Raw genomic sequence first — 24407 nt, forward strand, 5'->3', positions numbered from 1 at the left:
CCCGCGCCATTTGCTACCCTCGGCGCATCATGTCTCCCAGCTTCCCTCCGGCCGCCGCGGCCAACGCGGCTGCCTCCCCGGCCTCGCCGGGCGCCGCGCCCCCTCCAGATTCACCGCGCTATGTCGCACTCGCCGGCCCCACCGCGTCCGGCAAGACCGCGGTGGCGCTGGCCATGTCGATGGTCCGCCCCGTGGAAATCGTCAGCGTCGATTCAGCGCTGGTCTACCGCGGCATGGATATAGGCACCGCCAAGCCCACCGCCGAAGAGCGCGCCGCCGTGCCGCACCACCTGATCGACATCCTCGACCCGCGCGAAAGCTACAGTGCCGCCGCCTTCGTGGCCGACGCCACGCGGCTCATCGGCGAGATCCGCGCGCGCGGCGCGATGCCGCTGCTGGTGGGCGGCACCATGCTGTATTTCAAGGCGTTGTTCGACGGCATCGACGCGATGCCCGCCGCCGACGCCGCCGTGCGCGCGCGCATCGACGCCGAAGCGGCCACGCTCGGCTGGCCCGCCATGCATGCGCGGCTCGCGCAGGTCGACCCGGTCACGGCCGCGCGGCTCGCACCGCAAGACAGCCAGCGCATCCAGCGCGCGCTGGAGGTGTGGGAAAGCAGCGGGCAGCCGCTGTCGAGCTTTCATGCGAGCGACAACAAGACAGCCAGGCCCGTCGAAGGCGGCGTGCTGTTCTCGCTCGAACCCGCCGACCGCGCGTGGCTGCACAAGCGCATTGCCGAGCGCTTCGACGCGATGCTGGCAGCCGGCTTCCTCGACGAGGTGAAGGCGCTTCGCGCACGCGGCGACCTGTCGACCGACCTGCCCTCGATGCGCTGCGTCGGCTACCGCCAGGCGTGGGAAACGCTCGACGCGTGCGGCGCATCGCAGCCCGACGCCCGGGCCATGGCCGACCTGCGCGAACGCGCCATCGCCGCCACGCGCCAGCTCGCCAAGCGGCAGGTCACCTGGCTGCGCAGCATGACGCAGCGCACCGTGATTGCCTGCGACGCGCCCTACGCGGTGCAGAACGCCGTTCAACTGATTGCAAAGGCCATGAGCCCCATGAGCCCCAAGAGCCCCGAATGACGCTGCGCATTTCAAACCTCGGCAAGCACTACGGCGAATCGCCCGTCTTCGAGAACGTGACCCTCGCCGTCGAGCCCGGCGAGTTCGTCGCCATCGTGGGTGAGTCGGGTGTCGGCAAGTCGACCTTGCTCAACTGCATGGCCGGCCTGGACAGCTGGGACCAGGGCACGGTCACGCACGACGGCACGGACATCGGCGCGCTCGGCGGCGAAGCCTGCGCGCTCTGGCGCCGTCGCCACGTGGGCTTCGTGTTCCAGGCCTTCCACGTGCTGCCGCATCTCGACGTGGCGCAGAACGTGTCGCTGCCGCTGATGCTGCTGGGCCAGCAGCGCGACGACGGCCGCGTGGCGCAGATGCTCGAAGCGGTGGGACTGCCCGGCATGGGCGCGCGGCTGCCCCAAACGCTGTCGGGCGGCCAGCTGCAGCGCGTGGCCATCGCACGCGCGCTGGTGCACCGCCCCGCCCTGCTGCTGGCCGACGAGCCCACCGGCAACCTCGATCCGGCCACCGCCGCCAAGGTAATGGAACTGCTGATCGGCCAGACGCGCGAGCACGGCGCGTCGCTGGTGCTGGTCACGCACTCCGAGAGCGCGGCGGCCCGGGCAGACCGCCTGCTGCATCTGCGCGCCGACGGCATCGCTGCCTGAGATTTCCGGACTGCGCTCAATGCCATCGCCGAGTACGGCAAAAGTTGGCAGAAACAGCGCCGGATTTCCGAGCCCCCAGGACGGGTTCTCATAGCATTCGGCGGCCCGTAGCCAAGCCATCTGCGAACACACCGACGCCTGCAGTTCATCTGCTTCAAAGGCATGGTGGTCCCGCGTGCCCAGCCAACTCAAAAACGGCTTTGCAACGCAATCAGGGGGATCATCCATGCTCGACAGAAGAAACTTCGTTCTAGGCACACTCGCTTCATCCGCGCTGGTCGCCTGTGGCGGCGGCGGAAGCGGCGACACCGCTTTCAGCCAGTGCTCCTCGGTGCCAATCGCCTGCGCCGGCAGCAGCGGCGCCGCCACAGCCATCAACCGATACCGCCAGGCCAATCTGCTGGCCAGCCACACGCGCTACGGCGCCCGCTTCACGGAGCCGGAATTCATCAACGGCTGGGGCATCGCCATTCGCCCGGCCGGTGCCGGCGGCCATTTCTGGATCGGCGGCGGCGGCATCTCCTGGCAGTACCTCGGCGACGTCACGCGTTCCACCGACCCGTCATTGCACACGCTGCAACAGGACGGCCTGCGCGGGGTGACCGTGCCGGCCGCCGACGCCGGCACGGGCGATGACAGCCTCGGCAAGGTCACAGGCGTCGTATTCAACGGCGCGGCCCTGAGCTCGGACCTGTTCAGGGTGCAAGGCCAGCCGGCTGGCACGCGCATGCTCGATGGCTCGGCGCGCTTCATCTTCGTCACTGACAGCGGCAGCGTAAGCGCCTGGACCGAGCGCGATGCGGACAGTGGCGCCATCGTGCGCGTCGACGGCCCGGCCGTGGAAGTCTTCAACGGCGCGGATCAGGGCATGGCCTTCTTCGGCGCCGCCATCCACACCGGTCGATGGGACCGCCTGTGGCTGGCTGACTTCGGCGCGCAGCCGCAAATACGCACGCTCGATGCACAGTGGCAACCGGTGCCGACGCAGGGCTTCGCCAATCCCTTCGCGAGCGGGCCGGCGGGCATGGCGCGGCCCGGCGACCCTGTGCCGTTCAACATCCAGGTGGTGAACGACGGAACCCGGGACCGGGTGTTCGTGCTGTATGCCCTGAGCCAGGCAGACCCGGCCCAGGCCAATGCCTTTCACGCCGGCGAGGAAGATGCCCTGGATGCCGCCGCCGAAGCAGCCACGGGCAACCGGCCCGCGCGGGGCAAGCTGGCCGAGTTCGATCTTGACGGCCGCCTGCTGCGCATCTACGCGGACGACGACCGGCTCAACGCCCCTTGGGGCGTGGCCATCGCGCCGGCCGACTTCGGTGCGTTGTCGGGCCGGCTGCTGGCCGGCAACTTCGGCGGTGCGGGCCGCATTTGCGCCTTCGACCTGGGCAGCGGGCAGTATGTGGATGACCTGCGCGACGCACAGGACAAGCCGGTCGCCATCGCCGGCCTCTGGGGCCTGCAGTTCGGCAACGGCGTGGCGCTGGGCGACAGCAACGCGCTGTACTTCGCGGCCGGCCCGCAGGACGAAACCGAAGGGCTCTTCGGCTCGCTGCGCGCCGCCTGAGGCCTTATGACTGCGGGGCGAGCAACGCCGCGTAGCGCGACAGGTCGACGTTGCCGCCGCTGATCACGATGCCCACGCGCTGCCCGGCTATGGCCTTGCCCGCCGCAATGGCGCCCGCAAAGGCGAGGCAGCCGGTCGGCTCCACCACCATCTTCATGCGCTCGGCGAAGAAGCGCATGGCGTCGACGAGCTGCGCGTCGGTCACCGTGAAGATGTCGTCCACGTCGCGGCGGATGATGCCGAAGGTGTACTCGCCCAGGTGCTGGGTCTGTGCGCCGTCGGCGATGGTCTTGGGCGTCTCGATGTGCACGATCTTGCCCGCGCGGAACGACTGCTGGCCGTCGTTGCCCGACTCGGGCTCGACGCCGTAGACCTTGCACCGGGGCGACAGCGCGCGTGCCGAAAGCGCGGAGCCCGACAGCAGCCCGCCGCCGCCGAGGCACACGAACAGATGGTCGAGCGGGCCGGTCTCCTCGATGAGCTCCTTCACCGCCGTGCCCTGCCCGGTGAGCACGTCAGGGTGGTCATAGGGCGGAATCATGGTCATGCCCCGCTCCTGCGCGAGCCGCCTGGTCAGCGCCTCGCGGTCTTCGGTGAAGCGGTCGTACATCACCACTTCGGCGCCGTAGCCCTGCGTGGCCGCGACCTTGGCGGCGGGCGCGTCCTTGGGCATCACGATCACGGCGGGCATCGACAGCAGGCGGGCCGACAGCGCGATGGCCTGCGCATGGTTGCCCGAAGAAAAGGCGATCACGCCGCCCTTGCGCTGCTCGGCATCGAACTTCGACAGCGCGTTGAACGCGCCGCGGAACTTGAAGGCGCCCATGCGCTGGAAGTTCTCGCACTTGAAGAAGAAGCTGGCGCCCCAGCGCTCGTCGGCGGTGGTCGAGCGCAGCACCGGCGTGCGATGGGCATGGCCCTCGAGCCGCGCGGCAGCGGCGATGACGTCGTCGTAGGTAGGGAGTTGCATGCGCCGAGCTTAGCGGCGGCTTGCAATCTTTTGCAGCCCCGATGGGTAAAAACCCGGGATGCGCGGACGCCCTGAAGTTTGTACTCTGTATACAGAGTTCAGATTCGGAGCCCGCCCATGCCAGCTCAGCTCGTCAGCATCGAAGCCGCCCCCGACCTCGTCGACCAGGTCTACCGCGCCCTGCTCGGCGCCATCAGCAGCGGCACGCTCGCGCCGGGCGAGCGCATCACGCAGGAAGACATCGCGCAGCGCCTGTCGGTGTCGCGCCAGCCGGTGCTGCAGGCGCTGCGGCTGCTCAAGAAAGATGGCTTCGTGCTCGACGCGCCGGGCCGGGGTGTGCTGGTCGCGCCGCTGGAGGCCGAGGCGATGCGCAAGGTCTACCAGGTGCGCGGCGCGCTCGATGCGCTGGCCGCGCGGCTCGCGGCGCAGCAGCGCTTTCGCATCGACCCCAAGCTCATCGAGCGTGGCCGCCGCGCCGCGCGCGGGCGCAACGTGGAAGCCATGCTCGACGCCGACGTGGCCTTCCACCAGGCCATCTACGAGGCCTCGGGCAACCCGCTGATCGGCCAGAGCGCCGACGCGCACTGGCGTCACCTGCGCCGCGCGATGGGCGCGGTGCTGCAGGCCGAGCCGCAGCGCGAATCGCTCTGGGACGAACACGAGGCGATTGCCGCCGCCATCGCGGCCGGCAACGCGGAGCGCGCGGCGCGCCTGAGCGAAGAACACGTCTCGCGGGCCAGCGAGGCACTGAGCGAGCGGCTCGCGCAGCAACAGGCGCGCGCCGCATCCATGACCCCACCGACAAGAAAAGGAGACAAGGCATGAAGCTGACCCCGGAGCAACGCGCGCAGTTCGAGCGCGACGGCTACCTGTTCTTCCCTGGCCATTTCTCGGCCGAAGAGACGAAGGCGCTGACCGACGCGGTGCCGGACCTCTACGACCGGCGCGAGGCCTTCAACGTGCGCGAGAAAGGCTCCGACGCGGTTCGCACGAACTTCGCCGCGCACCTCATCAGCGAGCCGTTCGCGCGGCTGGCGCGCCACCCGCGCATGGTGGGCCCGGTGACCGACCTCTTCGAGGAAGAGGTCTACATGCACCAGTTCAAGATCAACGGCAAGATGGCCTTCGAAGGCGACGTGTGGCAGTGGCACCAGGACTACGGCACCTGGCTCAACGACGACCTGATGCCCACCGAGCGCGCGATGAATGTCGCGATATTCCTGGACGACGTAAGCGAGCACAACGGCCCGCTGATGTTCATTCCGGGCAGCCACCGCAAGGGCGTGGTCGATGCCAGGCATGACCTGACCACCACCAGCTACCCGCTGTGGACGGTCGACAACGACCTGATCCGCCAGCTGGTCGACCGTGCCGGCGGCAAGCACGGCGGCATCGTCTCGCCCAAGGGGCCGGCGGGCTCGATGATTCTTTTCCACAGTTGCCTGGTGCATGCCTCGGGCAGCAATCTTTCGCCCTTCAACCGCGTGGCGGTGTACCTGAGCCTGTGCGCGGTCAGCAACCACATCCGGCGCCACAAGCGGCCCGAGTACATCGCGCACCGCGACTTCACGCCCATCGAGATGCTGCCCGACGACTGCCTGTTGAAGCCCTATCCGGTGGAGGTGCCATGGAAGAACGGCCTGCCCGAGAGCGCGCTGCGCACCTCGCTCGACGTGCTCGACACCGCGGAGGCCTGACCCCATGAGCCTGCACAAACGCCTGCAGCAGCGCGCCGCCGAAGGCCGCCCCGTGCGCATCGGCCTGATCGGGGCCGGCAAGTTCGGCGCCATGTACCTCGCGCAGATTCCGCGCACGCCCGGGGTGCAGTTGGTGGCGATTGCCGACCTTTCGCCAGATGCGGCCCGCGTCAACCTGGAGCGCGTGGGCTGGCAGCGCGAACGTGCTGCGGCCTCATCCGTACAAGAAGCGCTGAAGAACGGCACCACCTGGATCACCGACGACTGGCAAGCCGTGACGCGCGAACCGTCCATCGACATCGTGGTCGAGTGCACGGGCAACCCCATCGCCGCAGTCGACCACTGCCTGGACGCCTTCGCGCACGGCAAGCACGTGGTGAACGTGACCGTGGAGGCCGACGCCTTCTGCGGCCCGCTGCTCGCACACAGGGCGCAGCAGGCCGGCGTGGTTTATTCGCTGGCCTTCGGCGACCAGCCGGCGCTGATCTGCGACCTGGTCGACTGGGCCCGCACCTGCGGCTTTCCGGTGGTGGCAGCCGGGCGCGGCCACAAGTGGCTGCCGCACTTCACCGAATCGACACCCGAGACGGTGTGGGGCAACTACGGCCTCACGCCCGAGCAGGCGAAGCGCGGCGGGCTCAACCCGAAGATGTTCAACAGCTTTCTCGACGGCTCCAAGCCGTCCATAGAAAGCTCGGCGGTGGCCAACGCCACCGGCCTCACCGTGCCGTCGGACGGCCTGCTCTATCCGCCCGCGAGCGTGGAAGACATTCCCTTCGTCACGCGCCCCAGAAGCGAAGGCGGCGTGCTCGAGCGCAAGGGCATGGTGGAGGTGGTCTCCTCGCTCGAAGCCGACGGGCGGAAGATTCCCTACGACATCCGCATGGGCGTGTGGGTCACGGTCGAGGCCGAGACCGAGTACATCAAGAACTGCTTCGAGGAGTACAACGCCCACACCGACCCGAGCGGGCGCTACTTCACGCTGTACAAGCGCTGGCACCTGATCGGCCTGGAGGTGGGCATGTCGGTGGCCAGCGTGGCGTTGCGCGGCGAGCCCACCGGCGCGGCCACCTGCTGGAACGCCGACGTGGTAGCCACCGCCAAGCGCGACCTCGCGGTGGGCGAGGTGCTCGACGGCGAAGGCGGCTACACGGTCTGGGGCAAGCTGCTGCCGGCCGACCGCTCGCTGCGCATGGGCGGCCTGCCGCTGGGGCTGGCGCACGGCATCCGCCTGTTGCGGCCGGTGAAGAAGGGCCAGAGCCTGAGCTGGGCCGACGTGGCCATCGACACTTCGACCGCTGCGTACAAGCTTCGCGGCGAAATGGAGGGCATGTTCGCACCGGCGATGGAAGCGCGGGTGGCGTGAGCGCGAACCGCGGGTGAATGCGAAATGATGCATTGCGCCCGCGCGCCATAACGGAAAAAATATTTGCCCCGACGCGCAACCGCGTGTCGAAATGGCCGCACGCGGGCCGTCATTGTGGTGAGCGATCCTGCTCTGCAAGCTTTTCCATGACGGAGAGACACCATGCAATACATGTTGATGTTCTACCAACCCGCGGCCGAATTCGAACAACGCAACGACGCCTCCTCCCAGGCCTACCGCGCGAGTTGGGTCGCCTATGCCGACGCGGTGCGCGAGGCCGGCATCTCGCTCGGCGGCCACGGCCTGTTCCCGCCCATGACCGGCACCACACTGCGCGTGCGCGGCGACAAGCGCCAGGTGCAGGACGGCCCCTTCGCCGACACCAAGGAGCAGCTCGGCGGCTACTTCGTGATCGACGTGCCCGACCTCGACGCGGCGCTCGAATGGGCGGCGCGCGCACCGTGCGCGACCAGCGGCGGCGTCGAAGTGAGGCCCGTGTTCGTGGCCACTGCCGTCGCCGCATGATGAACAGCCCGGTGGCTCACCAAGCCGCCGAACGTGCGGCGCGGGATTCGTACGGGCGGCTGCTGGCCATCCTGTCGGCCCGCACGCACGACATCGCAGCGTCGGAAGACGCTCTGGCAGATGCCTTTGCCCGGGCGCTCGAACGCTGGCCGGCCGACGGCATCCCGGCCCGGCCCGATGCCTGGCTGCTGAGCGTCGCGCGGCATCGCAAGCTCGATGCCTGGCGCCACACCCGCGTGCAGGACGAGGCCACGCAGGCGCTGATGCTGCTGGCGGGCGAGATCGACGACAGCGCCACCGACGGCGCGGCCGTGCCCGACGAGCGGCTGCGCCTGCTCTTCGTCTGCGCGCACCCGGCCATCGACGCGCCGGCACGCGCTCCGCTGATGCTCCAGACCGTGCTCGGCCTGGACGCGGCGCGCATGGCCAGCGCTTTCCTCACCTCGCCCTCGACGCTCGGCCAGCGGCTGGTGTGCGCCAAGGCGCGAATCCGCGCCGCCGGCATTTCCTTCGAATACCCGCAGGCGCGCGAACTGCCGCAGCGGCTGCAGGACGTGCTCGACGGCATCTACGCCGCCTACGGCACAGGCTGGGACGACGTGGACGGCGCCGATGCCATTCCGCGCAACCTCACGGCCGAGGCCATCGACCTGGCCCGCATCCTGTGCAACCTGATGCCGCGCGAACCCGAGCCGCTGGGCCTGCTCGCGCTCATGCTGTTCTGCGAGGCACGCACCGCCGCACGCCGCAACGATGCGGGCGCGTACGTGCCGCTCGACCAGCAGGACATCACGCGCTGGAATCACCAATTGCTGGCCGAGGCCGAGCACCACCTGCGGCACGCTTCATCGATGCAGTCGCTGGGCGCCTTCCAGCTGGAGGCGGCCATCCAGTCGGCGCATTGCGAACGCCGCGCCGGTGCGCCCGTGCCGCCCGAAACCCTGGTGTCGCTGTACCAGGGCCTGCTGGCATTGCGCCCCAGCATCGGCGCGCAGGTCAGCCTCGCCTGCGCGCTGGCCAATGCACGCGGACCGGAGACGGGCCTGCAGGCGCTCGATGCGATCCCCGCGGCGGATGTCACCAACTACCAGCCGTTCTGGGCCGCGCGTGCCCATCTGCTGGCTGCCGGCGGCGCACGCGCGGCGGCGCGGCAGGCATACGACCGGGCCATCGGCCTGAGCACCAGCGCGGTGGTGCGGGCTTATCTCAATACGATGTCGCAGCGGCTCTGAGCGGCCCTACTTCGTGCTGTTGAAGGTGCGCGGAAACAATGCCGCCTGCGAACGATCGCGCAACCGGTAGCTCATGGCCGGCCGGCCAAGGCTGCCCGTCACCATGCCGGCCTCTTCCATGAACCCGCCGTCGAGCATGCGCTTGCGGAACGCGCTCTTGTCGACGTCGCGGCCCAGCACCACTTCGTAGACGTGCTGCAGCGCCGGCAGCGTGAAAGGCTCTTCGAGCAGGAAGGCCGGCAGCGAGGTGTATTCGACCTTGCTGCGCAACCGGGCGACGGCCGCATCGAGCAGCTCGCCGTGATCGAAGGCCAGCCGCTTGCGCGAGGCGGCATCGACCTCGAACCACGTCACATCCGCCGCGTTGGCGCCGCTGCGCAATTGCATCGCCTGCGCCGGAACCAGCGCATAGAAGCAGTGCGTGGCCGACCAGCCCCGCGGGTCGCGCTGCGCCCCGCCCCAGCTGCCGAGCTGTTCGAGGTAGGGTGTGATCACGCCGGTTTTCTCGCGCAGCTTGCGCAGGGCGCAGTCGAGCAGCGTGGCGTCTTCTTCGATGTTCACGAAGCCGCCAGGCAGCGCCCACTTGCCGGGGAAGGGCTCGTCGCTGTCGGCTGGCCGCTTCACCAGCAAGACCTGCAGGGCATCGCCGAGCACGGTGAACATCACCACGTCGACAGTGACCAGCGGGCGGGGAAAAGTCAGCGGCGGGAAGTTCGGCTTGGGTGTGTTCACGGGAAAGGCTTGACGCCGGATCTGTTAGTTGTACTATACAACCTTCAATTAGTTGTACAGAGCAACTCCAAAAGAAGAAAAGAAAAATGACCACGACACCCCGCTGCACCCGAGACCTGCCCGCGTACTTCGCACAGGGCCACCGCCCCGAATACCTTCTGTTCTGGGGCCACCAGGCGCCGAAGAGCGGCGTCAACAAGAGCTGCTTCAGCCAGTGGTTCGAAGCGGAATTCACCGTCGACGGCATCCGCTATCGCACCGCCGAGCACTTCATGATGGCCGGCAAGGCGCGCCTCTTCGACGACGCCGAAACCTCCGAACGCATCCTCGCGGCCCGCACGCCCGGCGAAGCCAAGAAGCTGGGCCGCGAGATCCGCAACTTCGACGAGGCCGCATGGGTGGCCGCTCGCCTGGACGTCGTGACGCGCGGCAACATCGCGAAGTTTGCGCAGAACCCGGCACTCGGTGCCTTCCTGCTGGGCACGGGCCATCAGGTGCTGGTGGAAGCCAGCCCGGTCGATCCCATCTGGGGCATCGGCCGCGCCGCGACCGACCCCGCGGCGCAAGACCCGCGCGAATGGAAGGGCCTCAACCTGCTGGGCTTTGCCTTGATGGCCGCGCGCGATGCGCTGAGGCAGGCGCAATGAACAACGGCATCGACCGCTACCGCGGCTGCCTGCTCGGCCTGGCCTGCGGCGACGCCGTGGGCACAGCGGTCGAGTTCCGCACTCGCGGCAGCTTCACGCCCGTCACCGGCATGCAGGGCGGCGGCCCGTTCGGGCTTGTTGCCGGCGAATGGACCGACGACACCTCGATGGCGTTGTGCCTGGCCGCGAGCCTGGTCCACTGCAAGGGCTTCGACGCGGTCGACCAGATGAACCGCTATTGCAACTGGCGCAGCGTGGGCTACATGAGCAGCACCGGCAACTGCTTCGACATCGGCCTCACGGTGTCGCGCGCCCTCACCCGCTATCTCGCGTCCGGCGATCCGTTCGCGGGCGACCCCGATCCGCGCACGGCCGGCAACGGCGCCTTGATGCGGCTAGCGCCGGTGCCGATGTTCTACGCGGCCAGTGCGCAGGCCACCTGGAAGCAGGCCGGAGAAAGCACGCGCACCACGCACGGCGCCCTGGAGGCCATCGAATGCTCGCAGCTCTTCGCGCTGCAGTTGCGCTCGGCATTGCGCGGTGAAAGCAAGGAAGCGATTCTCGCGGCCGCCCCGCTGGCGCCCATGAGCAAAAAGGTCGCGGCGCTGGCGCGCGGCGACTACGCATCGAAGCGCATCGAGCGCATCAAGGGATCGGGCTACTGCGTCGAGTCGCTCGAGGCGGCGCTCTGGTGCTTCGCGCACACGCGGTCGTTCGAGGAAGCCGTGCTCGCCGCAACCAACCTGGGCGACGACGCCGACACCACCGCGGCGATCTGCGGCCAACTGGCGGGCGCCTTCTATGGCGCTGGCGCTATTCCGGCGGACTGGCTCCGGCCGCTGGTGATGCGCGAAGAGATCGAACAGATGGCGGACCGGCTTCTGGCGCTGGCCGGCTGAACGCCCCGCACGCTCACTGCGGCAACGGAACCGCCGCCGCAGCGCCCTCGCGCCGCGCATCGAGCTGGCTGCCCCCTTGCGTCAGCGACACGGCGACCACCGCATTCGCCGCGTCGCGCCGGAACACGAACTGCGCGCCGATGCCCACCACGGCAAAGCGATCAGTGCCCGTTGGCGTCAACGCGTTGTAGCCGCGCCCCGTTTCGCGCACCAGCAGCTTCGAGCCACGCACGGTGAAGCTCAGCGCCTTGGTCCTGGTGATGCGGAAATCGCCCTTGTAGTCGTCCAGCCGTTGCGGGTCGAGCGGCACCTCGGTCGTCGGCACCGGGTAGCGGCTCTTGCCGATGGCCAGCATCACCGGCTGCAGCGGCGCGCGCGCGTTGCTGCCGAGCACGACGATCGCCTCGTTGGTGTCGGGCGCGATCAGCCAGAGCGTGCGGTAGCCCTCGGTGAGGCCTGCGTGCCAGTAGGTGCGGCGGCCTCCCTCGGGGCCGCGCACCATCACCGCGTAGCCGATCTCGGCGCCCTCGTAATGCGCCAGCGGCGTGAGCATGCGCACGGCGGCCGGCCCCAGCGGGCCGCCGGCGCCCGCGATGATGGCTCGGCTGAAGGTCATCATGTCGGCGGCGGTGGAGCGCAGCGCGCTGGCCGGCGCATAGGCCTGCATGTCGAGCAGCGGCTGGCGGCGGTCGCCGGCAAAGGCCGGCGCCATGCGCGAAGCCTTGTCGCCGAGCGTGATGACGGTGTCGTTCATGCCCAGCGGCTCGGTGATGCGCGCGCGCACCAGTTCGCCCCACGAGGTGCCGTAGTGCTCCGCCAGCAACTGGCCGAGCAGCGCCATGCCGAAGTTGCTGTACGCGCCCTCGCACGGCGGCGCCGCCGCGGTGAGCTTGATGCGCGTGAGCGCGGCCCAGAACATCGGCTTGTCGAAGCTGCGGAACTGCTCCGCCAGCGGCGCGCCGCCGCCCACGCCGTCGGCCATCACTGGCATGCATCCGGTGTGCGTGACAAGCTGGCGCAGCGTGACCGAGGCCACGGCGGGCGACAGCCCCTCGACCTTGCCCGCTAGCAGCTTGCCCACGCTGTCGTCGAGCTTGAGGTCGCCGCGCTCCACCGCCTGCGCCAGCAGCAGGCCGGTGAAGACCTTGGTGATGGAGCCGATCTCGAACATCGGCTGCTCCGCGCTGTTGGGCTCGATGGCGCGCGGCGGCGACGGCGGCTCCGGGTTGTAGGCCGCGCCGTAGGCGGGCTTGCCGTTGCGCAGCGTGCCGACCACCAGCGTGCCGCGCTCCGCGCCGAGCGCGGCCCTGGCGATGAAGGCCGGATCGCTGGCCAGGGTCAGCGGCTGCAGTTGCGCGGCCGCAGTGCCGGCCAGCAGCGGGGCGAGGAGCCAGGCCGCGAGCCAGCGGCGGGGAATAACGCGGGTCGTGGCGCGGGTCGTGGCGCGGGGCAAGAGCCGCATCGGAGGGTTCCTCAGGCGTCGTCGAAGAGGTGACATCGTGCCACGGCTGTGTAACAAGGTGCGCGCCGCGACAATCGACGGATGCGCGCATTGCTCACGACCTTCTCCTGGCAGGAACTCCGCCACCACCCCTGGCGCAACGCAGCCGCCGTGCTGGCGGTGATGCTGGGCGTGGCGCTGGCGTTCTCGGTGCAGCTGATCAACGCCTCGGCGCTGGACGAGTTCTCCAGCGCGGTGCGTTCGGTCAACGGCCAGCCCGACCTCGAGGTGCGCGCCGTGCAGGGCGGCTTCGACGAGGCGGTGTTCGCGCGCATCGCGCAGCACCCGCAGGTCACGCTCGCCAGCCCGGTGCTGGAGTTCCAGGGCCTGGCGCTGGCCGCCGGCGAGCGCCAGGTGCCGATGCGCGTGATCGGCATCGACGCGCTGGTGCTGCCCACCATCGCGCCCGCGCTCATGCCGCAAGCCGCAGTTGGCGCCGACCGCTTCGCGCTGTTCGCGCCCGGCCACGTGTTTCTCAACAATGCAGCCCGCACCGCGCTGGGCCTGCCGGCGCAAGCGGCCGGCGGCACGGCCGAGACGGTGCAACTGCGCAGCGGCGACGCGTGGCAGCGGCTCGACGTGGCAGGCCACGTGGCCGCAGGCGGCACGGCACTCGCGGTGATGGACATCGCCGCCGCGCAGGAGCTGTTCGGCCAGGTCGGCCAGTTGAGCCGCATCGACCTGCGGCTCGCGCCCGGCACCGACCGGGCCGCCTTCATGGCCTCGCTGCGGCAATCGCCGGACTGGCCGGCGGGCGTGCAGTTCGCGGAGCCGGGCGATGCGGCGGAACGCGTGAGCAACCTCTCGCGCGCCTACCGCGTGAACCTCACGGTGCTGGCGCTGGTCGCGCTGTTCACCGGCGCCTTCCTCGTGTTCTCGGTGCTGGCGCTCAGCGTGGCCAAGCGCGCGCAGCAGTTCGCGCTGCTCGGCGTGCTGGGCCTCACGCCGCGCGAACGGCTGCGGCTGGTGCTGGCCGAATCGCTGGTGCTGGGCCTGATCGGCAGCGCGGCCGGGCTCGCGCTAGGCACCGCGCTCGCGGCTTTCGCGCTGCGGGTGCTCGGCGGGGACCTGGGCGGTGGCTACTTCGAAGGCGTCGCGCCCAAGCTGCACTGGAGCACCGGCGCCGCGGCGCTCTACGGCGGGCTGGGCGTGCTGGCCGCGCTGGTCGGCGGCTGGTGGCCCGCGCGCGCGGCGCAGGCCCTGCCCGAGGCGCAGACGCTCAAGGGCCTGGGCGCGGCACCCACGCGGGGCAACAGCCACTGGCTGGCGCTGGGGCTGATCGCGCTCGGCGCGGTGCTGGCCAATGTGCCGGCCATCGGCGGTATTCCGGTGGCGGCGTACCTGTCGGTGGCCTGCCTGCTGGTGGGCGGCATCACCGCCCTGCCCTGGCTCATCGCGCTGCTGTACGACCGCATTGCGCCGGTGTTCGCGCAGCGCCTGCTGCCGATGCTGGCCATCGAGCGCGCACGCCGCATGCGCGGCACCGCGGCCGTGGCGGTGAGCGGCGTGGTGGCCAGCCTGAGCCTGGCGGTCGCGCTGACCGTGATGGTCGCGAGCTTCCGCGATTCGGTCACGCACTGGCTCGACGTCGTGCTGCCGGCCGACCTGTATGTGCGGGCCACCTCGGGCGGGCGCGGCGGCAACGCCGGCAACGGCAACAGCACCGACACCGCGACCTTCCCGCCAGCTTTCGTGCAGGCGCTGGCGCAGTTGCCCGGCGTGGCGCGCACCGGCACGCTGCGCACGCAGACGCTGCAGCTCGACGCGACACGGCCCGCCGTCACGCTGATCGCGCGCAGCCTCGAAGGCGGCGCCACCCAGTCGCTGCCGCTGGTGGGCACCGCGCTGCCGGTGCCAGAGGGGCGGGTCGGCATCTACGTGAGCGAGCCGATGGTCGAGCTGTACGGTGCGAAGCCGGGCACGTTGTTTGCGCCGCTCTCGGCCGCCATGATCCCGGCGGTGAGCCCGGCGGTGAACCCGGGGACGAATACGCAAGGGAAACCGCAGGCGTTCTTCGTGGCCGGCGTGTGGCGCGACTATGCTCGCCAGTTCGGCGCCATCACGATGGACGCACGCGATTACGAGCGCATCACCGGCGAGCGCAACGTGAGCGACGTGGCGCTGTGGCTCGCGCCCGGCGCGTCCGAAGGCGCGGTGCAGACGCAGGTGCGGCAACTGGCGGCGCGCCAGGGCGGCGGCTCCGCCGAATCGGTGGAGATTGCGTCGGTGGGCCAGATCCGCACGACCTCGCTTCGCATCTTCGACCGCAGTTTTGCCGTGACCTACTGGCTGCAGGCGGTGGCCATCGCCATCGGCCTGTTCGGCATTGCCGCCAGCTTCAGCGCGCAGGTGCTGGCGCGGCGCAAGGAGTTCGGCCTGCTCGCGCACCTGGGCTTCACGCGGCGGCAGGTGCTGGCGGTGGTGGCGGGCGAAGGCGCCGCGTGGACTGCCATCGGCGCCGTCGCCGGGCTGGGCCTGGGACTGGCGGTGTCGGTGGTGCTGGTGAAGGTGGTGAACCCGCAGAGCTTCCACTGGAGCATGGATCTGCTGGTGCCGTGGCTGCGGCTGCTGGGGCTGTGCGGCGCGGTGGTGGTGGCGGGCACCGTCACCGCGTGGCTCGCGGGGCGGGCTGCGGCCGGGCGGGACGTGGTGCTGGCGGTGAAGGAAGACTGGTAGGCGGCGGGGCCGGCCCGCTCCAGTTGCCCACGCCGGGCGCCAACCATGACTTGTAGACTGGGACCGATATGCAGCAAACACCCTCTTCCTCGTCCTGCAACGCATGGCTCGACAGCGCCATCCGCCGCATCGAGGCCGACTACCAGCGCAGCGCCGACACGCACCTGATTCCGCTGCCCCTTCCCGCCCTCGCGGCGCAGGGCATCGACCTGTACATGAAGGACGAGTCGACCCACCCGACCGGCAGCCTCAAGCACCGGCTTGCACGTTCGCTCTTTCTCTATGCGCTGTGCAACGGCTGGGTGCGCGAAGGCACGACCATCGTGGAGGCGTCGAGCGGCTCCACCGCCGTGAGCGAGGCCTACTTCGCGCGGCTGCTGGGGCTGCCGTTCATCGCGGTGATGCCGCGCACCACCTCACCGGAAAAGATCGCGCAGATCGCCTTCTACGGCGCGAGCTGCCACTTCGTCGACCATGCGGCGCAGGTGTACGAAGAGGCCCGCTCGCTGGCCGAGCGCACCGGCGGGCACTACATGGACCAGTTCACCTATGCCGAGCGCGCGACCGACTGGCGCGGCAACAACAACATCGCCGAGAGCATGTTCCAGCAGATGGCGCGCGAGCGGCATCCGGTACCGAAGTGGATCGTAGTGGGTGCGGGCACGGGCGGCACCAGCGCGACCATCGGGCGCTACCTGCGCTACCGCCGCCACGACACCCAGGTGTGCGTGGCCGACCCCGAGGGCTCGGTGTTCTCTGCCTACCACCGCACGGGCGACGCCGCGCTGACGGCGGCGGGCTCGCGCATCGAGGGCATCGGCCGGCCGCGGGTGGAGCCCAGCTTCATCCGCGCGCTGGTCGATCGCATGATCGAAGTGCCCAATCTCGAATCGGTGGCTGCGATGCATGCGCTCTCGGCCATGCTCGGCCGCAAGGTCGGCCCGTCGACCGGCACCAACTTCGTCGGCATGCTCGCCGTCGCGCAGGAGATGCGCGCGGCCGGGCAACAGGGCTCCATTCTTTCGCTGCTGTGTGACGCCGGCGAGCGCTATCTGCCGAGCTATCACGATGCGGCCTGGGTGCGCAACGCCTTCGGCGACATCGGGCCGGCGCAGCAACGCATCGACGCGTTCGTGGCTGCGTGATGACGATGCTGCCCTCGCCCTCCTCTCTCTCCTCGCTGTCACGTCGCACGCTGCTGCTGGCGGCCATGTGCGCCGCACCGGCCGCGTGGGCGCTGCCGCCGAGAACGCTGCAGTTCCCACGCGACTTCGGCAGCCACCCCGACCTGCATACCGAGTGGTGGTACATCACCGGTCATGCGAAGACGGCGGCCGGACGCGAGTTCGGCTTCCAGGTGACCTTCTTCCGTTCGCGCGTCGAAGCCACACAGGGCATGCGCTCGGCCTTCGCGGCGAAGAACCTCGTGTTCGCACATGCGGCCGTCACCGACCTCGAAGGCCGAGTGCTGCTGCACGACCAGCGCATCGCACGCGCTGGCTTCGGCGTGGCGGAAGCCGGCGAGGCCGACACCAGCGTGCGCATCCGAGACTGGTCGCTGGCGCGAGAAGGCGGCATCTATGTGGCGCGCATTCCAGCCGGCGAGTTTTCACTCGACCTGCGCTTCACGCCGACGCAGCCCGTGCTGCTGCAGGGCAATGCCGGCCTTTCGCGCAAGGGGCCGGACGAATCGCAGGCCAGCTACTACTACAGCGAGCCGCAGCTCAAGGCGCAGGGCAAGCTGACGCTCAAGGGCCAGGCCTTCGAGGTCGATGGCGCAGCGTGGCTGGACCACGAATGGAGCGAAGCGCTGATGCACCCCGAGGCCGTCGGCTGGGACTGGATCGGCATGAACCTCGATGACGGCAGCGCCCTCACCGCCTTCCACCTGCGCCGCGCCGACGGCAGCGGCCTGTGGGCAGGCGGCTCGTTCCGTCCGCGCGACGGCGTGGCGCGCATCTTCAAGAATGACGAAGTGCGTTTCGAAAGCCTCAAGACATGGGAAAGCCCGCGCACGCAGGCGAAGTACCCGACGCGGTGGCACGTGCAGACGCCAGCAGGCAGCTTCGAAGTTCGCGCGCTGCTCGACGACCAAGAGCTGGACAGCCACGGCACGACCGGCGGCGTGTACTGGGAAGGCGTGAGCGAACTGCTCGAAGCGCAGGGGCGACGCGTGGGGCGCGGGTACCTTGAGATGACAGGGTACGCCGCGCCACTGCGGCTTTGATGCCCCAGGCCCCCTGGTAGCACCACGTGTTGCCGGCCTAATGCCAGTTGGCAGCAATGACTGGCGCCAAGTTGCTTTGGTAGTTGGCTGGCAGCGTAGTTTGGCCCGAGACTGGCGGCGAGAAACTCGCCATGGCCTGAACAAGGTTTTGCACCTGACCGTCCATCAGTGTCTTGCCGCCCGCTGACTTGAACTGTTCGATGTGGTATTGACTCCCCAAATACCAGCTGTTGATAACCAACCGGTCCCCGGCTCCGATCAGGCTGACCTCCAAATCATTTCCCGCGCGACGGAACCACAGCTGACTGATGTCGACGGTGTCATCAAAGAGCACAGTATCTCTATTTCCGACCGTTGCATCGTTTTCGCTTATACGGTCGACGCCATAACCTCGCCCCATCACATAGGTATCGTTCCCGGCACCGCCATCCAGCGTATCGTCGCCTCCCGCCCCATTCAGCAAGTCGCTTCCCGCGCCTCCATTCAGCCAGTTGGCTTGTTCATTGCCGATCAGGGTGTTGTCCAGAGCATTGCCGGTAAGTGCCGTTGCCGCCCCCAACAACACCCCCTTCTCCACATTTGCAGCCAACGTCGTGTTCACGCTGGCATAGACCGTGTCGAACCCGCCGTCCACCGCCTCCGTCACCGTATCGCCGACGTCGTCGACATAGTAGGTATCGTTACCGGCGCCGCCCGTCATACTGTCAGCCCCTTGCGCACCGTCCAGGATGTTGTCGCCGGCATTCCCTGTCAACACGTTCGCAAGCTCATTGCCGGTCGCGTTGATGTTGCGCGTGCCGGTCAGCGTGAGGCTCTCCAGGTTCTTGCCCAGCGTCCACGAAACGGAAGACTCGACAGTGTCGATGCCGGCATTGACATCTTCATGGACTGCATCCAACTGGTCGTCCACGACATATGTGTCGTTGCCCGCTCCGCCCGCCATATCGTCTGCCTCGGCGCCCCCGTCCAATCGGTTGTCGCCGGCGTTGCCCACCAGGCGATTGCGCTGACCGTTGCCGGTTGCATCGATGTTCGCGGTGCCCGTGAGCACGAGCACTTCGACATCGTCCGGCACCCTATAGCTCACGCTGGATTGCACAGTGTCGTAGCCGCCACCCGGCAGTTCGTTAACCGTGTCGCCCACGTTGTCGACGATGTAGGTGTCGTCGCCGGTGCGCCCGGTCATGCTGTCTGCGCCTTCCAGGCCATTGATCGTGTTGGCACCCGCATCGCCGGTCAGCACATCGTTCCCGCTCGTGCCCGCGATGGGCAAAGGCTGCGCCAGGCGAGCGGCAGTCGCTGCGGAAGCGACAGTTCCCAGAGGCGCAGCACCGGGCACCGTGACACCACTCGCCTTCATTACCGGCAGCGGCAGCGGCGTTGCGTCCGCGCTGCCTGCGAAGATGAAGTGAGCGGCCGTAAGGGCTGCAGGCTCGATGGCAAAGAGTCCGACCGAGACCAGTGACTGTCCCGGCGTCTCGGCCAGCACGCGCGTGATGAACTTGCCGTTGATGTTCATCGCCTTGTTGATCTTGAGCTGGCTGAAATCCTTGATCCAGGCAAATTGGCTCAGGTCGATCTTGTCCGCCGCCAATTCGAAATCCGCGATCAGATTGCTGGCGCCCATGTCGCTGCCCATGAAGCTCATCGACCTCGAACCGCCGCCACCCGGTGCAACCACGAAGCGGTCTGCGCCGGCTCCACCCGTCCGCGTGCCTGCACCGGCCCGCCCCGTCGAGTACGAAACACGACCTTGGTCACCGTCCAGCACGAGGACATCGTCCCCGGCCCCACCATTCAGCGTGTCAACCCCCGCACTACCCACCAGCCTGTCGTTGCCGTCGGTGCCCAGCAAGGTGTTGTTACCGCCGCCACCGATCAGCAGGGCTGTGTCTTGAAGCACGACTCCCTTGCTCTCGACGCTTTCGGCCGGTTTTCGACCCGCCTTCTGCCAAGCTTGCAGCGCTGCCTGCGATGCAAAGAACTGCAACTGCGCCGAACCGAGCTGAGCCACCTGCCGATTGCGCACAAGAACGCTCTGGCCGTCACCCAGGTCCAAGCGGACATCCGCCCCTACCTGAGTGCGAACGAGCGAGGCGAGGTTCAGGTTGCCGAAGCCCACCAATGCAATGGCTTCCGGAGCCTCCGCGCTGTCGCCGACTCCGAAGTCGACGATCTCATCCTGCGACCCTGCATCCTTGCCGATGACGAAAAGATCGCTGCCTTCTCCGCCCGTGAGCACGTCGCTGCCCTTGCCGCCGTCCAGCGTGTCGTTGCCGCCGCCACCGCTGATGACATCCGCGCCACGCCCCCCCATCAACACGTTGTTCAGCCCGTTCCCCGTCAGGGTGTCGTTGCCATCACCACCAATCGCAACCTCGATGTCGCCGATGACGACCTTCAGCTCCCGGCCCGCGATGGTGCTGGTGCTGCCGCTGAGCAGATTGATCGTGCTGTTGCTCGTTACAGCGCTGGCGTTGATGGTGTCAGTTCCACCATTGCTGTCCACCAACATGCTGGCGATCTGGAGATTGGGCATCCGGATGCCGCGGATGAACTGCTCCTTGCCGCCGAATTCATCGGTGTAGACATACACATCGTCGGCGCCAGTCTTCTTGCCGTACAGATCCAGCTTCCAGCTCTTGAGCGTCCCGGCATTCCCGGTGGCTGCGTCGATGACCTGCAGTTTCCAGTCGCCCGCGCTTTGTTCTCCCCGCACATGGGTGGTGTTGAAGCTGAAGCTCAGTGGACCCGACGAGGCACTGCCCACATCAGTGGCCGCACTGCCCGGCGCCTTGTCGGGCCGGTTGACCAGGACGCTCTCGGTCCCCCCGGGAGAAATGAGCTTGATGATCAGATCACCCCAACGCTGATGATCCAGGTCAAGCGTTACTTGGGCACTCTCGACCTCCACGCCCGCCCCCACGGCGAGTGTGCGTGTCACCATACCGGTGCCGTCGGGAATCGCAGCACTCAGAGCGCCGCTGGATGCGCTCGTAACGAACTCGTTCGCGTACGTGCTCTGTTCGGTCCAGGATTCGGCCATCCGTACCGCGGCACGGGCATCGACCTTGCCGAAGCCGAAGTCGTGACTGACATGCATGCCCCCACCATTCCAGGTCTTGGCTCCGTTTGTGACCCAGTCGGTTCCATTGGGATCGTTCACCTTCGTGGCCGTCATCGCCAGGATGGTCTGAATGTCGCGATAGCCAAGCGCAGGGTTGGCCTCGAGCATCAGGGCAATAACCCCCGACACGATCGGTGCTGCGAAGCTTGTGCCCTGGCTGGTGCCGTAGTTGCTTCCAAAAGTCGAGCCGTTGTCCCCAATGAGTTCGCGACTGGTCGAACCGATGTTGCTGCCAGGTGCCGACACCAGAATGGAAGCGCCCGGGTTGCTGAAAGGCTTGCTCCCCTGTTGCAGCGTGCCCAGATCGCCTGGCGCGTTGATGCTTCCCGCAACGATCACGGCCCGGTTGGCGGTGAGTGCGTTGTAGTTGGTGTTGGCGCCCGTCGCGCGATCATTGCCGCCAGCCATCACGATGGCCGTGCCCAGCCCGTTTCGACCGCGGGAAATGGCCTCAAGAATCCCGGTCTCGACGGTGCCCGTTGGCACCACGTTCAGCCCGAAACTCGTGGAAGCGCCCCACGAGTTGTTGACCACGTCGAAATTCTTGAATTTGGCCAGCGCGTTGGTGATTTCCTGGCCGAGTTTGCCGACTTCCAGGCCTTCGCCCTGGATGTAATGACCCGCGAGCGTTGCGTTGTAGGCCACGCCGACGCCGCCCTCGCCATTCCGCGCCGCGACCATGACGCCAGCCACCATGGTTGCATGGCTGCTGAAGGTCTGAGGCGTGTCGTTTCTGCCATTCGCGTCCAGCGTGTTCAGCCAAGCCTTGTCGACATTGGGCTGGAGATCCCGGTGACGGTAGTCGAACACCTCGGGCCCCGCGCTGAACGCACCGCCTGGCTCGAACTGGCCGATCCTGACGCCCTTGCCGGTGTAGTCCTTCCACACAGGCATCACATTGACATCGCTCAGGTACCACTGCTCTACAGCCAGCGGGTCGCTCGGCAGGTCACCCGTCTGCAGGTAGACAGCCGCCTTCATGGGCTCCGTCTGGCCGGTGGTGCTGTTGCTCACCTCCGTGAAATACCCCTCGGCATCTTTCACCTTGTACTTGAAGCCCATCACTCCGGTGTAGTTCAGATCGGGCGTGAAAAGCACGTCACCACTGGCGGTGAGTGCGACGGTGCCCCCGTTCGCGTCCAGAACCTCGGTGATCCTGAACTGGTCGATTCTGCTGTCCCAATCACGGTCATTGAGCAACAGTTGAGTTTTGGACAGCAGGTGAGCGGCGGTTCGACTCAGCACCTGTCCCGTCGAATTGACGGTCAGAACATCCTTGACCGGCAATGGACTGCCAATGGTCAGGTCAACGTGGCTGACGTCGGCGAAGCTCAGCTTCTCGATGCCGGTCAGCGTGTCGGCGCCGTCCCGCCCGGTGCGGGTATCGACCACGCGGTAACGCGCGCTCACGTTGACGTTATCGAGCTTGGTGATGCGGTAGTCGGCGTAGCTGCCGGAGTACTGGGCGACATCGATACCGCCGCCGCCGTTCAGGTTGTCGTCGCCCCCGCCGCCGATGAGCACGTCGTTGCCCGTGCCGCCATCCAGGTCGTCGTCGTCCAGACCGCCGTCGAGCACATCGTCACCGGCGCCGCCCAGCAGCTTGTCCCGCCCACGATGGCCGCGGATCAGATCGTTGCCGGCGCCGCCATCCACGATGTCGTCGCCGTCCTCACCCGAAAGCACGTCGTTGGCGGCGCCACCAACGATCACGTCATCCCCCGCGCCACCGCGTACGACCACCGAAGTGTGGCCGTCCGCCACGAAAACGTCGTTCCCGACGCCGCCGATCGCCATCTCGATGTTGCTCCGGGTCAGGTTGAGCGAGACGCCCTGGGCCCCCACGACCTGGGCAACGTCGAAGCCATCGCCGCCGTCGATGCGCTTGTCCCCGGCATCGAACAGCAACAAGTCGTCGCCAGCGCCGCCAAGGAGCGTGTCGGCGCCGGTGCCGCCGGCCAGCCAGTTGTCGCCTGCATCGCCGGTCAGGATGTCGTTGCCCGCGCCGCCTGTCAGGTTGAGCGCCTTGAGAGCGGCCGCATCGAGGGTCTCGTGGATCGAGGCCTTGGTGTTCGTCGACACGTAGGCGGTCGTCGCACCCGCGCCGCCGGCCGTGTTCTCCGTGACAACGGTGACACCATTGCCCTTTTGCGTGATGCTGCTGCCGGCTGGATTGGCGAGGAAGTTAGCCGCAATGGCCTCCCTGGCAATGCCGTTTTGCGTGAACGTGCCCCGAGCCAGGACTTCGTTGCCGTCGCGCACTTCGCCGCTTTGCGCGGCGGTCGCCAGGTTGATGGCCGTGATGCCCAGTTCTTCGAAGGTCTTCAGTTCGCCCGCATCGGTCTTCCCGTCATGGTTGGCATCGACCCACACGCGCAGTTTGCTCCAAGCCGCATCTTTCGCGGTGAACTGGTTGTCGGCGTTGCTGTCGAGGCTCTTGAGGGCGGCGAAGCCGTTCGCATACGATTTGGTACCACCAACACCGTTGGAGCCGGTCACGCCGTTGTAGTACTCGCTCAGCGTCTCGCTGATGTTGTTGATCTTGCCGTCGCCGTTGAGGTCATGCACGACAATGCCGTCCTGCGCACTGACCCAACCGGTCTGCTCCAGCGAGCCGCCATCGTTGTCCGCATCGAAGAGAACGGGCGAAGTGCCGTAGCTGGTGAGCTTGACACCGTCACCGTTGAGGTCGAGCACCAAGGGATCGGCGGGAAAAAGTTCGAAGTTGTAGCGGGAGGCCTTGTTCAGGCTGCTGCCGAACAGACCGTAGTCGACTGAGCCGGCCATTGAATCGGTATTACCGATGGCGCCAGTGCGCAGAATCGGAAGACCCAAGCCGCTGGATGCTTGGATGTTCAGTCCGAAATTGCCGTTGCCCGGGCGAAGACCGTCGGTGATCGCATAGCTGATCAATGCCTGGTTGCCGCTGGCGGTGTTGACGTCCCAGAAACTCCTGTTGATGCCGGCGGTATAGCTGCCGGCTGACAGCAGGTTGTTGTTGATCGCGCTCGGACCTAGGCTGGTGCCATCGGGCGGGGGTGTCTGGCTGGGGCCATGCAGGGTAACGGTGTTCAGACTGACGATGTTGACTTCGGTGCCGTTGGATCGAGGCGCTTCCACGGCGACGCCTTTGGAATCGAATCGCTGGACCTTGATCTGGTCCAACTGCGAGGTGCCAGGCAAATAGCTACTGGTCGTTGAAATCTTATCGCCGCCCCCTGCCGGGGCGGTATTGATGCTCTTGATGGGGCGTGCATCGAAGTCGTAGTACTTGTCCGTCTGATCGCTGTCAGGGACGGTCGACCTCAAGGTCTCGGAAGTCAGAACTGGTTTTCCATTTGAGTCCAGTTGATATCTTTTTTCGCGAATGACCGTCGTGCCAAGGTCTGGCATAGGTGTGTAGGTTTTTATCGACTGGGGCAACTCTGTCCCACCTATTTTCCCTGACTCCACTACATAAATTCCATCTGGCAGAGACCGAGTAACGGTGTTTGGAAGTTCGAGTTTCTCGA

17 protein-coding genes are annotated in these 24407 nt (G+C 67.6%); 13 read left to right on the top strand and 4 right to left on the bottom strand.

The window, feature by feature from the left end:
• The first annotated feature begins 29 nt into the window (after positions 1–29).
• The 3 genes from miaA (at position 30) to ACQY8B_RS14290 (ending at position 3296) form a co-directional block, all read left to right on the top strand.
• Entirely contained in the window at positions 30–1085 is a 1056-nt protein-coding gene (miaA, locus tag ACQY8B_RS14280) for a tRNA (adenosine(37)-N6)-dimethylallyltransferase MiaA (RefSeq protein WP_422087300.1), read from the top strand.
• Positions 1082–1732, top strand: coding sequence for an ABC transporter ATP-binding protein (locus ACQY8B_RS14285; protein ID WP_422087301.1), 651 nt, complete (start codon positions 1082–1084; stop codon positions 1730–1732). The genes miaA and ACQY8B_RS14285 overlap by 4 nt, the downstream gene beginning before the upstream one ends.
• Before the next feature lie 226 nt (positions 1733–1958).
• Positions 1959–3296, top strand: a complete 1338-nt coding sequence (locus tag ACQY8B_RS14290; protein ID WP_422087302.1) for a TIGR03118 family protein — start codon at positions 1959–1961, stop codon at positions 3294–3296.
• A 4-nt stretch (positions 3297–3300) separates the two neighbouring features.
• Here the strand turns inward: ACQY8B_RS14290 and ACQY8B_RS14295 are convergent, their stop codons facing one another.
• Positions 3301–4266 (bottom strand): threo-3-hydroxy-L-aspartate ammonia-lyase, encoded by a 966-nt coding sequence (locus ACQY8B_RS14295; protein WP_422087303.1) that lies wholly within the window; start codon positions 4264–4266, stop codon positions 3301–3303.
• Between the two features lie 117 nt (positions 4267–4383).
• On the opposite strand from ACQY8B_RS14295, the gene ACQY8B_RS14300 reads away from it, so the two are divergent.
• The 5 genes from ACQY8B_RS14300 (at position 4384) to ACQY8B_RS14320 (ending at position 9086) form a co-directional block, all read left to right on the top strand.
• The gene (locus tag ACQY8B_RS14300) at positions 4384–5091 is read left to right on the top strand and encodes a GntR family transcriptional regulator (RefSeq protein ID WP_422087304.1); all 708 of its coding nucleotides are present in this window, start codon (positions 4384–4386) and stop codon (positions 5089–5091) included.
• The gene (locus ACQY8B_RS14305; RefSeq protein ID WP_422087305.1) at positions 5088–5963 is read left to right on the top strand and encodes a phytanoyl-CoA dioxygenase family protein; all 876 of its coding nucleotides are present in this window, start codon (positions 5088–5090) and stop codon (positions 5961–5963) included. Before ACQY8B_RS14300 ends, ACQY8B_RS14305 begins: the two co-directional genes overlap by 4 nt.
• A gap of 4 nt (positions 5964–5967) precedes the next feature.
• Entirely contained in the window at positions 5968–7329 is a 1362-nt protein-coding gene (locus ACQY8B_RS14310; protein WP_422087306.1) for an NAD(P)H-dependent oxidoreductase, read from the top strand.
• Positions 7330–7491: 162 nt separating this feature from the next.
• The gene (locus tag ACQY8B_RS14315; RefSeq protein ID WP_422087307.1) at positions 7492–7854 is read left to right on the top strand and encodes a YciI family protein; all 363 of its coding nucleotides are present in this window, start codon (positions 7492–7494) and stop codon (positions 7852–7854) included.
• Positions 7854–9086: an RNA polymerase sigma factor gene (locus ACQY8B_RS14320; RefSeq protein WP_422089053.1), complete on the top strand. Its 1233-nt coding sequence runs from the start codon at positions 7854–7856 to the stop codon at positions 9084–9086. Before ACQY8B_RS14315 ends, ACQY8B_RS14320 begins: the two co-directional genes overlap by 1 nt.
• 6 nt (positions 9087–9092) lie before the next feature.
• On the opposite strand, the gene ACQY8B_RS14325 is transcribed toward ACQY8B_RS14320, so the two are convergent.
• A complete protein-coding gene (locus tag ACQY8B_RS14325) occupies positions 9093–9749 on the bottom strand; it encodes an NUDIX hydrolase (protein WP_422089054.1) in 657 nt (218 codons plus the stop codon).
• A 155-nt stretch (positions 9750–9904) separates the two neighbouring features.
• On the opposite strand from ACQY8B_RS14325, the gene ACQY8B_RS14330 reads away from it, so the two are divergent.
• The gene (locus tag ACQY8B_RS14330) at positions 9905–10465 is read left to right on the top strand and encodes an NADAR family protein (RefSeq protein ID WP_422087308.1); all 561 of its coding nucleotides are present in this window, start codon (positions 9905–9907) and stop codon (positions 10463–10465) included.
• Complete coding sequence (locus ACQY8B_RS14335; RefSeq protein ID WP_422087309.1) at positions 10462–11364, top strand: ADP-ribosylglycohydrolase family protein; 903 nt, start codon at positions 10462–10464, stop codon at positions 11362–11364. The genes ACQY8B_RS14330 and ACQY8B_RS14335 overlap by 4 nt, the downstream gene beginning before the upstream one ends.
• Before the next feature lie 13 nt (positions 11365–11377).
• Here the strand turns inward: ACQY8B_RS14335 and ACQY8B_RS14340 are convergent, their stop codons facing one another.
• Positions 11378–12826 (bottom strand): serine hydrolase domain-containing protein, encoded by a 1449-nt coding sequence (locus tag ACQY8B_RS14340; RefSeq protein ID WP_422087310.1) that lies wholly within the window; start codon positions 12824–12826, stop codon positions 11378–11380.
• Positions 12827–12907: 81 nt separating this feature from the next.
• Here ACQY8B_RS14340 and ACQY8B_RS14345 point away from each other — a divergent pair, with 81 nt between their 5' ends.
• From ACQY8B_RS14345 to ACQY8B_RS14355, 3 genes are all read left to right on the top strand, one after another.
• Complete coding sequence (locus ACQY8B_RS14345) at positions 12908–15541, top strand: FtsX-like permease family protein (protein WP_422087311.1); 2634 nt, start codon at positions 12908–12910, stop codon at positions 15539–15541.
• Positions 15542–15609: 68 nt separating this feature from the next.
• Entirely contained in the window at positions 15610–16686 is a 1077-nt protein-coding gene (locus ACQY8B_RS14350; protein WP_422087312.1) for a PLP-dependent cysteine synthase family protein, read from the top strand.
• A 5-nt stretch (positions 16687–16691) separates the two neighbouring features.
• Positions 16692–17768, top strand: a complete 1077-nt coding sequence (locus ACQY8B_RS14355; protein WP_422089055.1) for a lipocalin-like domain-containing protein — start codon at positions 16692–16694, stop codon at positions 17766–17768.
• A gap of 37 nt (positions 17769–17805) precedes the next feature.
• Here ACQY8B_RS14355 and ACQY8B_RS14360 read toward each other — a convergent pair whose 3' ends face one another.
• Positions 17806–24288, bottom strand: coding sequence for a S8 family serine peptidase (locus tag ACQY8B_RS14360; RefSeq protein WP_422087313.1), 6483 nt, complete (start codon positions 24286–24288; stop codon positions 17806–17808).
• Between the last annotated feature and the right edge of the window lie 119 nt (positions 24289–24407).

It is taken from the genome of Variovorax sp. (assembly GCF_965279555.1).
Classification (GTDB): Bacteria; Pseudomonadota; Gammaproteobacteria; order Burkholderiales; family Burkholderiaceae_C; genus Variovorax.